Annotated in this window: 13 protein-coding genes; 10 read left to right on the top strand and 3 right to left on the bottom strand. The window is 40.8% G+C overall.

Annotated elements, in window-relative coordinates:
• Nucleotide 1: 1 nt before the first annotated feature.
• Together QWT69_RS09840 and def are read right to left on the bottom strand one after the other, a co-directional pair.
• Nucleotides 2–211, bottom strand: a complete 210-nt coding sequence (locus tag QWT69_RS09840; RefSeq protein ID WP_317965241.1) for a DNA-dependent RNA polymerase subunit epsilon — start codon at nt 209–211, stop codon at nt 2–4.
• A gap of 260 nt (nt 212–471) precedes the next feature.
• Nucleotides 472–1,029 carry a peptide deformylase gene (gene def / locus QWT69_RS09835; RefSeq protein ID WP_317965239.1) on the bottom strand — a complete coding sequence of 186 codons (558 nt, stop codon included), beginning with the start codon at nt 1,027–1,029 and terminating at the stop codon, nt 472–474.
• Between the two features lie 134 nt (nt 1,030–1,163).
• On the opposite strand from def, the gene QWT69_RS09830 reads away from it, so the two are divergent.
• The 8 genes from QWT69_RS09830 (at nt 1,164) to QWT69_RS09795 (ending at nt 9,262) form a co-directional block, all read left to right on the top strand.
• On the top strand, nt 1,164–1,805 hold the full coding sequence (locus tag QWT69_RS09830; RefSeq protein WP_317965237.1) for a YkyA family protein: 642 nt from the start codon (nt 1,164–1,166) through the stop codon (nt 1,803–1,805).
• 265 nt (nt 1,806–2,070) lie between these two features.
• On the top strand, nt 2,071–3,186 hold the full coding sequence (gene pdhA / locus QWT69_RS09825; RefSeq protein ID WP_317965233.1) for a pyruvate dehydrogenase (acetyl-transferring) E1 component subunit alpha: 1,116 nt from the start codon (nt 2,071–2,073) through the stop codon (nt 3,184–3,186).
• Nucleotides 3,187–3,189: 3 nt separating this feature from the next.
• Nucleotides 3,190–4,167: an alpha-ketoacid dehydrogenase subunit beta gene (locus tag QWT69_RS09820; protein WP_317965230.1), complete on the top strand. Its 978-nt coding sequence runs from the start codon at nt 3,190–3,192 to the stop codon at nt 4,165–4,167.
• 39 nt (nt 4,168–4,206) lie between these two features.
• The gene (locus QWT69_RS09815; RefSeq protein ID WP_317965228.1) at nt 4,207–5,559 is read left to right on the top strand and encodes a dihydrolipoamide acetyltransferase family protein; all 1,353 of its coding nucleotides are present in this window, start codon (nt 4,207–4,209) and stop codon (nt 5,557–5,559) included.
• Between the two features lie 4 nt (nt 5,560–5,563).
• Nucleotides 5,564–6,976, top strand: a complete 1,413-nt coding sequence (lpdA, locus tag QWT69_RS09810; protein ID WP_317965226.1) for a dihydrolipoyl dehydrogenase — start codon at nt 5,564–5,566, stop codon at nt 6,974–6,976.
• 155 nt (nt 6,977–7,131) lie between these two features.
• The gene (locus QWT69_RS09805) at nt 7,132–7,998 is read left to right on the top strand and encodes a polysaccharide deacetylase family protein (protein ID WP_317965224.1); all 867 of its coding nucleotides are present in this window, start codon (nt 7,132–7,134) and stop codon (nt 7,996–7,998) included.
• 16 nt (nt 7,999–8,014) lie between these two features.
• The gene (locus QWT69_RS09800; protein WP_317965222.1) at nt 8,015–8,971 is read left to right on the top strand and encodes an NAD(P)H-dependent flavin oxidoreductase; all 957 of its coding nucleotides are present in this window, start codon (nt 8,015–8,017) and stop codon (nt 8,969–8,971) included.
• Nucleotides 8,972–8,989: 18 nt separating this feature from the next.
• A complete protein-coding gene (locus QWT69_RS09795; RefSeq protein ID WP_317965220.1) occupies nt 8,990–9,262 on the top strand; it encodes a UPF0223 family protein in 273 nt (90 codons plus the stop codon).
• Nucleotides 9,263–9,318: 56 nt separating this feature from the next.
• Here QWT69_RS09795 and QWT69_RS09790 read toward each other — a convergent pair whose 3' ends face one another.
• Complete coding sequence (locus QWT69_RS09790) at nt 9,319–9,948, bottom strand: YktB family protein (protein ID WP_317965218.1); 630 nt, start codon at nt 9,946–9,948, stop codon at nt 9,319–9,321.
• A gap of 159 nt (nt 9,949–10,107) precedes the next feature.
• Between QWT69_RS09790 and QWT69_RS09785 the strand changes: the two genes are divergently transcribed.
• Nucleotides 10,108–10,305, top strand: coding sequence for a hypothetical protein (locus QWT69_RS09785; protein WP_317965216.1), 198 nt, complete (start codon nt 10,108–10,110; stop codon nt 10,303–10,305).
• 131 nt (nt 10,306–10,436) lie between these two features.
• Nucleotides 10,437–11,228 (top strand): inositol monophosphatase family protein, encoded by a 792-nt coding sequence (locus QWT69_RS09780; protein ID WP_317965214.1) that lies wholly within the window; start codon nt 10,437–10,439, stop codon nt 11,226–11,228.
• Nucleotides 11,229–11,242: the final 14 nt, after the last annotated feature.

Raw genomic sequence — 11,242 nt, 5'->3', positions numbered from 1 at the left:
TTTAGACCTGCTCAAGCTCGAAATGTGAGGAAGCCTGCTCGTATTCGAGGTGTGGACCTTCCAATACTTGAATCATTTCGATATTATATTTGCGGTCTTTCAATTTTTCGCGGACGGATTGTTCAGAATCAGCTTCAACATAGATGTGCTGAGTGTTTTCGCGAATTGGTACTTGTAAAGCGTTCTCTTGGAAATAAACCTTGAAAATCATAAATAAGCTCTCCTTTTTACGTTCGTTTGAAATCATTCTCTTCATATTAGCATGCCACATCCTTAAAATAAAGAAAAGCCCACCAATTGTATTGGCGGGCGTAATTTATGCAATCGTTTTTCTGCCGAGTATGCCATTGAGCCGTTTGAGCCATTTTCGTTTCAGGCGCTTGTACATGGGCATTTCACTCCTTGAAGTCATTATAACAAAATTAGAACTTTCTGTCAAGTCTTAATTTCGAAAAACTTCATAGGAACAAATTAGTCTCTGTCATAGGGAAGTGCGCCAGGAATATCTTTAAAGGGAGCTTGCGCATCAATATGGTCGTAGAACATGATGCCATTCAAATGATCGAGCTCATGCTGGAAAGCAATCGCAGGAAGTCCTTTCAACCGTAATTTATATTCTATGCCATCAGTATCGTATGCTTTTACCGTTATACGAGCATACCTCGGTACATAGCCTTCTATATCACGGTCAACAGACAGACAACCTTCACCCGAAGTGAGATAAGTCTTTTCAACTGAATGACTGACGATCTTTGGATTGATAGCTATAATACTTAGTGGTTTTTTATCATCTTCTTCTATATGAAGAGCGAATATCCTTTTAGAAACATTCACTTGTGGTGAAGCAAGACCTATTCCGGGCCGCAGTCCATATCTTGCACAAAGTTCATCATCTTGGCTGTTTACGACATATCCAAGTAAATCCCTGCAAAGCGATTGTTCTTCATCTGTTAATGGAAACTGAACTTCGGTAGCCACTTTCCTGAGAGAGGGATGTCCTTCTCGGACAATGTCATTCATTTCTATCATCTATGCCATTCCTTTCAAAAAAAGATACTCTATCCATAGTATAATCCAATACTAAAAAGGGATAAAGGAATTTGTACATGCTTGAATTTAGCGCCTTATAACGATATAGTGAAATTCAGATTGGAGGAAAGAATATGAAAATGAAAGTCGTGGGATTGCTAGCTGCCGTTATGCTGATAGTATCCGGTTGTAGTATAGGTGTATCGATGGAGAAACAACTTTCCGACACACTGACGAAAATGAACGATATTGAGTCAACATATCGTAGTGCACAAAGTAAATTAACTGAACTGGAACAGACCGAGCAGAAAACTTTCACTGAAACGATGGAGTTAACTAAAGAAGATGTTGATCAGCTTCGCTCAAAAGTGGACGAACTAAAGAAGCTTAATGAAGAAAGACTTGCTAATTTGGACGAAGAAGAATCGGCCATTAACGAAGCGAAAACACATATCAAAGAATTGGAAGGAATTAAAGACAAAGCTTCCGAATCTGAGAAAAAAAGTATTGATGAGTTGACTGACACTGTTAGTCAACGATATGAGTTACATGCGGTATTTATAAATGAATATAAAAAGCTTACTTCAATCCAAAAAGAGTTTTATGATATGCTTCCAAAAGAAGATGTGCAATTGGATGAATTAAAGAATAAGGTTGAAGAAGTGAATACCCAGAACGAAGTAGTTAAAGAAGCAATAACCAAATTTAATGAATCTACAAAAAAAGTGAATGAAGTCAAAGATAATGTTTTTAAAAGTTTGAAAAAAGACGAATAGTGGGATAGGAATAATGGAGACTTCATGTCTTCATTATTCTTTTTTTATTCTCAAATAGAAACCAGTCTATTATAATACAGATGCTTTATTGTAGTAGTACAGATTCATATTTAAGAATAGTTTTAATAGCGGAAAATCGAAGAAATCCTAATGGAATCCAATGTTTGACCAATTTGTCCCTCTTCAGTATACTGAGTAAGGAAGATGATTGTATCATTACTAACAGATTCTAAACATAATACAGTTATAAAGGAGAGTTGCCGTCATGGCTGCAAAAAAAGACAAGCAGTTCGATCCGGTACAAACGCTTCATTCAATTGAAGAGAAGTTTGAAATGTTCCAGATCCTAAATGAAGAAGGCGAGATCGTTAATAAGGAAGCCGATCCAAACCTATCAGATGAAGAACTGACAGAATTAATGACACGTATGGTGTATACAAGAATTTTGGACCAACGCTCAATATCACTCAATCGCCAAGGGCGTCTGGGCTTCTATGCTCCAACAGCTGGACAGGAAGCATCACAACTCGCTTCCCATTTCGCACTTAAAAAAGAAGATTTCATCTTACCGGGTTACCGCGATGTTCCGCAAATCGTATTTCATGGATTACCATTACATATGGCATTCTTATGGTCACGCGGACATTTCCAGGGAAGCATCATACCTGAAGGTCTAAATATCTTTATGCCGCAAATTATCATTGGTGCACAATATATTCAAGCTGCTGGTGTCGCATTAGGATTCCAAAAGCGTGGCACAAAAGCTGTAGCTATGACATATACAGGTGACGGTGGTACTTCACAAGGTGATTTCTATGAAGGTATTAACTTTGCAGGAGCATTCCGTGCACCGGCTATCTTCATCATTCAGAATAACCAATATGCAATTTCGACTCCTCGTGAGTTGCAGACTGCAGCTAAAACACTAGCGCAAAAAGGTGTGGCAGCAGGAATACCAAGCATACTTGTTGATGGAATGGACGCACTAGCAGTCTACGCTGCAACGCGAGATGCGCGTGAACGTGCAATCAACGGTGAAGGTCCTACTCTAATTGAGACAATGACATATCGTTATGGTCCTCATACAATGGCAGGAGACGACCCGACACGCTACCGTACTTCAGAAACAGATAGTGATTGGGAAAAACGTGATCCATTGATCCGCTTCCGCAAATATCTAGAAGGTAAAGGTATTTGGTCAGAAGAAAAGGAAAATGAAGTAATCGAACGTGCAAAAGAAGAAATAAAAGAAGCTATCAAACAAGCGGATGCTGCACCAAAGCAGAAAGTAAGCGATTTTATCAATATTATGTACAAAGGCGACTTGCCGTTTAACTTACAGGAACAACTTGATATCTATACAGCGAAGGAGTCGAAGTAACCGATGGCACAAATGACGATGATTCAAGCAATCACCGATGCAATGCGCACGGAGCTTAAAAATGATGAAAACGTCCTCGTCTTCGGTGAAGACGTTGGAGCAAATGGCGGAGTTTTCCGTGCAACGGAAGGTCTGCAAAAAGAATTCGGAGTTGACCGTGTATTTGATACGCCGCTTGCTGAGTCTGGAATTGGTGGACTAGCAATTGGTTTAACACTTACAGGTTTCCGTCCTGTTATGGAAATCCAGTTCTTTGGTTTCCTCTATGAAGTAATTGACTCTATTAGTGGCCAACTGGCTCGTCAATCATTCAGAAGCGGTGGACATTTCAACGCACCTGTTACAATCCGTTCACCATTTGGCGGAGGTGTTGCTACACCTGAAATGCACGCGGACAGTTTTGAAGGTCTAGTCGCATCACAACCTGGTTTAAAAGTTGTCATACCTTCAACTCCTTATGATGCAAAAGGTCTACTGATCTCAGCGATTAAAGACGAGAATCCTGTGATCTTCCTAGAGCATATGAAGTTGTACCGTTCATTCAGACAGGAAGTTCCTGAGGAAGAGTATACGATTCCACTTGGAAAAGCAGATGTGAAGCGTGAAGGTACTGATCTTTCGATTATCACATACGGCGCGATGGTTCATGAGAGCTTGAAGGCTGCTGAAGCACTCGAAAAAGATGGCTACTCAGTTGAAGTTGTCGATTTACGTACAATCCAACCACTTGACATTGAGACAATCATCGCTTCAGTCGAAAAGACAAACCGTGCAATAGTTGTACAAGAAGCACAGAAACAGGCAGGTATCGCTGCTAACGTCGTTTCTGAAATTACTGAGCGGGCAATCTTGAGCCTAGAAGCACCGGTTCTTCGCGTTGCTGCACCTGATACAATCTATCCTTTTGCGCAAGGTGAAAATTCATGGTTGCCAAATGCGAACGACATCATTGAAACAGCTAAGAAAGTTTTGACATTCTAATTCGGAGTTTAACTCTGATAATACGAAAGGGTGAATCTTGTGGCATTTGAATTCCGTTTGCCGGACATCGGGGAGGGTATTCACGAAGGTGAAGTTGTAAAGTGGTTTGTCGCAAAAGGCGATAAAATCAATGAAGACGACACACTTCTAGAAATCCAGAACGATAAAGCAGTTGTGGAAATCCCATCACCTGTTACAGGCACAGTCGAAGAAGTTCTAGTTGGAGAAGGGCAAGTTGCGGTAGTCGGTGATATACTAATCCGATTTGATGCTCCTGGATACGAAAATCATCAACATGGTGATGAAGAAGGCACTGAAGAGACTGAAGCTCAAGTCCAATCGACAGCAGAAGCTGGTCAGGATATTGAAAAGCAAGAAGTGAAGAAACAAGAAGCTAAAAAAGAAGAGTCTGTTCCCGCGGCTAAAGTTGAAGGAACGGATTCTTCCACTACTCGTGTCATCGCAATGCCTTCAGTCCGTAAGTTCGCACGTGAACAAGAAGTCGATATTCATGAAGTGCAAGGAACTGGGAAAAACGGCCGTGTGCTGAAGGAAGACATAGAGTCATTCCTGAATGGCGGTCAAAAGCCAGTTGTCAATGAGACAACCGTTGAAGAGAATAAGGAAGATGCTGTAGTTTCAAAAGAAGATGAGACAAAATCATCTGCACCGGTAATCTTGGAAGGTGACTTCCCAGAAACGCGCGAGAAGATGTCGGGCATGAGAAAAGCAATTGCGAAAGCAATGGTCAACTCGAAACGCACGGCTCCTCATGTTACTTTATTGGATGAAATTGATGTTACAGAACTTGTTGCACACCGTAAGAAGTTCAAAGATATCGCAGCTGAAAAAGATATTAAATTGACATATCTTCCGTATGTAGTGAAAGCACTCGTCTCTACTTTGCGTGAGTTCCCACAATTGAATACTTCTCTGGATGATGAAACTGAAGAAATCATTCAAAAGCATTATTTCAATATCGGAATTGCTGCAGACACGGATCGCGGCTTACTCGTACCGGTTATTAAAAACGCAGATCGCAAATCTGTATTTGCTATTTCCGAAGAAATTAGTTCTCTTGCAGAAAAAGCACGTGACGGCAAATTGAGCTTAGCTGAAATGAAAGGCGCATCTTGTTCTATCACGAATATCGGTTCAGCAGGCGGGCAATGGTTTACACCGATTATCAACCACCCAGAAGTTGCTATTTTGGGCATCGGCCGTATTTCTGAAAAGCCAATAGTTAAAAATGGTGAAATCGTGGCGGCACCTATGTTAGCATTATCATTGGTATTTGATCATCGGGTAATTGATGGTGTTACAGGACAACAAGCTCTGAACCACATTAAGAAATTGCTCGGAAATCCAGAACTTTTATTAATGGAGGCGTAAGCAAATGGTAGTAGGAGACTTTCCAATTGAAGTTGATACACTTGTCGTAGGATCAGGCCCAGGAGGATACGTTGCAGCAATACGCGCAGCACAACTTGGTCAAAAAGTAACAATTGTTGAAAAAGAAATGCTTGGAGGCGTATGTCTGAACGTAGGATGTATCCCGTCAAAGGCACTAATTTCTGTAGGCCATCGTTTTGTATCTGCAAAAGGTTCTGATGATATGGGAATTACAGCGTCTGATGTAAAGCTAGACTTCTCAAAAGCGCAAGCATTTAAAGATGGGGTAGTCAAGAAATTGACAGGCGGCGTTGAAGGGCTTCTTAAAGGTAATAAAGTTGATATCATCCAAGGTGAAGCGTATTTCGTAGATGCGAATACAGCTAAAGTTATGGATGAAAAATCTTCACAAACGTATAAATTTAAAAACGCAATCATTGCTACTGGATCACGTCCAGTTGAAATTCCATCATTCAAATATACAAAGCGTGTCATCAATTCAACGGGTGCTCTTAACTTGGAAGAAGTTCCTGGACATCTAGTTGTTATCGGTGGTGGATATATCGGTACTGAACTTGGTTCTGCATATGCAAACCTAGGTTCGAAAGTTACGATTATCGAAGGTGCTGACGATATCCTAGCAGGTTTCGAAAAGCAAATGACACAAATTGTTAAAAAAGGCTTGAAGAAAAAAGGCGTCGAAATCGTTGTGAAAGCTTCTGCAAAAGACGTTGAAGAGTCTGAAAGTGGAGTTGTAGTAACATATGAAGCTAAAGGCGAAGAACAGAAAGTCGAAGCGGATTATGTGCTTGTAACAGTAGGACGTCGTCCAAATACCGATGAAATCGGTCTTGAAGGATTAGGCATAAACTTCCTGGATCGTGGCCTAATCGAAGTGGATAAACAATGTCGTACAAACGTACCAAACATTTATGCAATAGGAGATATCGTGTCCGGTCCACAACTTGCACACAAAGCTTCTTACGAAGGCAAGGTTGCGGCTGAGGCGATTTCTGGAGAAAAATCCGAAGTAGACTATATGGCTATTCCCGCTGTTTGTTTCACAGATCCTGAACTAGCGACTGTTGGCTTGAACGAGCAACAGGCGAAAGACGAAGGATTCGAAGTTGTTACAGGTAAATTCCCGTTTGCGGCGAACGGCCGTGCACTTGCACTCAACGCAACGGATGGTTTTGTGAAACTTGTGTCGCGTAAAGAAGATGGTCTTCTTCTAGGCGCACAAATCGTCGGAGAAAATGCTTCTGATATGATCGCTGAGCTAGGATTGGCAATTGAAGCTGGCATGACGCTGGAAGATATTGCAATGACGATTCACGCGCATCCTACATTGGGAGAAATCTCAATGGAAGCGGCGGAAGTTGCTCTAGGTAAACCGATTCATATGATTACAAAATAATAGTTTGACAAAACGTCCAGTAGCTCAATGCTCTGGGCGTTTTTTTTACATAAATATGTTGAGTAAGGAAAATCGAATAAATGGCTCATAGATCGTTTGAAACGGGTATAGTTATCGTGTTAGGATTGACATATTCAACTAGAGGAGATGGTTTGATGAGGAAAAATTTGTTATACATATCATTATTCGCGTTGTTGTTACTGTCGGCATGCAGTGGCGACACAAAAACTAAACAACCTGCTAGTCATGCTAGCGGCTCGGAAACTGAAGATGTGGAAAATGAATCTGAATCGATGGAAATTGATGACGGAGAAGTAGTAGATGTCGAAGAGGAAATGGAGCAAGAGGAACCGATGGATATAGTAGAAGAACCTCTTTATGCATTAAATCCAAAAACGTATTCCATCGAACCGATAAAGGACGCAGATCCGCAGATTGTTTTATTGACGATCGATGACGCACCTGACAAAAGAGCATTGGATATGGCGAAAACATTAAAAGAATTGAATGTTCCCGCAATCTTCTTTGTTAATGGACATTTCATCACTACGGATGAGAAGAAAGAAACGTTAAAAGAGATCCATGATATGGGCTTTATGATCGGGAATCACACAAAGACCCATGCGAACTTGAAATCATTAACTGAAGAAGAACAACAAGATGAAATTCTTTCGGTGAATGAAATCGTTGAAGAGGTAACTGGTGAAAAACCGAAATTTTTCCGCGCTCCTTTTGGTTCAAATACAGATTATAGTAGAAATCTGGCTGAACAAGAAGGTATGCTGCTCATGAACTGGTCTTATGGTTACGATTTCGTGAAAGAATATATGACAAAAGAATCAATCACAGATATTATGATTAACACGGAACTGTTAAGGAATGGATCGAATCTGTTGATGCATGACCGAGAATGGACAGCAGATGCTCTGGAAGATATTGTCAATGGTCTAAGGGGAAAAGGTTATGAGTTTGTAGATCCTAAGCTCATCATGATTTTGGAAGATGGCGAAGCGGCGGAGTAAAGGGGTGTTTCCTAACATGGACTGGAATACGAGAATTACTGAACTGTTGGATATCAAGTATCCGATTGTGCAAGGAGGATTGGCATATCTTGCATATGCAGATCTTGCTGCCGCAGTATCAGAGGCTGGAGGCCTTGGCCAAATAACTGCAATGAGTCTGGAGTCTCCTGAAGCTTTACGGACGGAAATCCGTAAAGTGAAAGAAATGACTGCCAATCCTTTTGGCGTGAATTTCGCAATCGGACAACATGGCAGGCCATATGAACACTTATTGGATGTCGTGATCGAAGAAGGTGTTACAGTCGTTTCTGTCACGGGTGGTAATCCTGCACCATTCTTCGACTATTTGAAAGATGTTAACATGAAAAAACTTGTGTTAGTCGCGGCTAAAAGACAAGCCGTGAAAGCGGAATCTCTTGGTGCTGATGCGGTTATGGTCGTTGGACATGAAGGTGGAGGACATCTCGGTCGTGATGATATTGGTACAATGGTTCTCGTACCTCAAGTTGTGGATGCGGTCACTATCCCTGTCATTGCTTCTGGAGGAATCGGAGACGGCAGGGGATGGATGGCAGCCCATGCGCTTGGAGCAGATGGAATCGAGATGGGAACAAGATTTATTGCGACGCAGGAATGTGTGCATGCAAATACTGTCTATAAAGATGCTTTATTGAAATCGAAAGAAACGGGTACAGTAATTATTAAGCGTTCGCTTGGTGCTCCTGCCCGTGCATTAACTAACGAATGGACTGAACAGATTCTTCGGTTGGAAGCGCAGAATGCTCAATATGAAGACTTGAAGCATTTTATTAGTGGAGAAGCAAATAAGCGATTCATCCACGAAGGGGACAGTCATGCTGGTTTCGGTTGGGCTGGTCAGGTTGCTGGAATGATCGATGACATTCCCACTGTTTCGGAGCTTATTGAAAGAATGGTTCAACAGGCCGAAACTATTCGCAGTAAATGGCTATAAAGAAAGGGATGGAACTACTTGGACTATAATTATCCGATCAGTCATCATTGGTCGACCGATGAAATAATTGATGTTATTGCTTTTTTTCAAGCAGTAGAAAAAGCTTATGAATCCCACATTGAAAGACGGCAATTCATGGATGCATATCGCGCATTCAAAAAAGTTGTGCCGTCCATGGCGGAGGAAAAGACGTTATTCAATGAGTTTGAAGATGCGAGTGGATTTAAAAGTTTTAGAATCGTCAAACAAGCCAAAGAAGCAGTGGATGACGATTTGATTAAGAGCAACTGAATAACCTCCCGGAAAAAGTAAAAAGGAACGGCGCACTCTATATGCCGTTCCTTTTTTTAATTTGAACCGATGACGACATGATAAACAGGTAATAATTCATTGATTGTCTCATCAATCAATTTGAAAAATTGCTCTTGGGTCATTGAGATTGCCTGTTCCGGAGATACATGCTTTCCGATAACGAGTTCCGCTTTTTTCACTGTTTTCATCCTGTCCAACAATATTTCCAGACCGTTTTTTCCGATTTCGTTTATGTAGGAAGCTTCAGGCTTCATATGGTCCCCGGAAATTACATACTCTTTTGGAAGAGATATGAGCGTTTTCATATTCTTATCGAGTCTTTCTGCAATACCTTTTTTGTCCGGATTTTCATAAATAACGGCAAGTATGATGAATAGATGTGTTCCCCATAAGCCGACTTGAAAATGTGGTAATGCTTTGTATCCCCTCTTTGCAGGTGCAAATGCGACCCAACTGTCTTTAGGTGGGTTTACAGTTCTTCTGGCGTGTTTTGCGATATGTGGGAAAAACTCTCCCGTTCCAAATGATGATAAATAATTGGAAAGATGATCTCCAATGGCTGCGAATTTCGGTTGGATACGTGTCTGAAGTGCTTCCATCCTATGATCTAAACCATCGATTGAAAAAACATCAAAATCCTTTGAAGTCCAAAAACTTTGTGTCAATTTTACTCCCCCATTTCAATAATCACGTTTATCGTAACAGATAATGGGGAACAATCTAATACAAGAAGGCTTATAACTAACCAAAGCGATCATACGAGCATAAGTTAGAAGTAAGTAAATGCATCGTTGGATTATATTAAACGTAAAGGGGTGTTAGAGATGAAACAAGTCGTCCATATTATTCGTAAAAATGAAATCGAAAAGGAATATGTAAAACTGCTCCATCTTGAATTGGATTATGAATTAGCGACATTGTATGATGCTGTTCAAGAAGAAGATCGTAAGCAGGTTGAAAAAAGCAAAACGAGACTCACTGAAATTCATAGTGAGCTGGAGACATTCAATGCTTTTGCATAATAATGAAAAAATGAACCGTAAAAGGCGCCTTCGGTGATCTCCTGAAATAGGAGAATTGAAGGGGCCTTTTTGTTTATCCTTTTAACAGGTATGATACAATTAAGTTATATGCATTCAGTTAGGGTGATGATATGAATTGGGGAATGATTGACAAGTACGCAAAATCGTTAATAAAAGAAGCGGGACATATCATTCGTAATTCTTTTTTTAGAACGATTGATGTAGATACGAAAGCAGATGCAAATGATTTGGTTACAAATATCGATCGTGATATTGAACGGTTTTTCATTAGTAGGATCCAACGCGATTTTCCCGAGCATAAGGTCTTGGGAGAAGAAGGCTTTGGCGATGATGTTCAATCATTGGACGGTGTTATATGGTTATTGGATCCAATAGATGGGACGATGAATTTCGTCCATCAGAAGAGAAACTTTGCCATTTCACTCGGTATCTATCTGGATGGCATAGGTATGCTTGGATATATCTATGATGTGATGAATGATGAACTTTACCACGCTGAAAAAGGTGAAGGGGCTTATTTTAACGATGAGAAGCTACCGATGCTCGAAATTACACCTTTATCTGAAGCGATCATCGGTGTAAATGCAAGTTGGGTCGCACCAAATCGTCGTATTGAAAATGGACCAATTGCAGATATGGTGCACAAATGTAGAGGGACACGATCATATGGTTCCGCAGCTATGGAACTTGCCTATGTATCTTCAGGTCGTATTGATGCTTATCTATCATTGCGGCTATCTCCCTGGGATATAGCGGGTGGAATGGTGATAGCTGAAGAGGTAGGCGCGATTGCTACTAATTTAGAAGGTGAAAAGCCAGATTTGCTGGGACAAGATACTTTCATCGTGGCAAGACCGGGTTTGCATAGTGAAATCCTTAGAAATCACATTAAATTGAAATGAAAAAGGACTGCACG

Source organism: Sporosarcina oncorhynchi (assembly GCF_033304615.1).
Classification (GTDB): Bacteria; Bacillota; Bacilli; order Bacillales_A; family Planococcaceae; genus Sporosarcina; species Sporosarcina oncorhynchi.
Note: the sequence above shows the minus strand (reverse complement) of the source record. Positions and strands in the feature narration are given on the sequence as shown.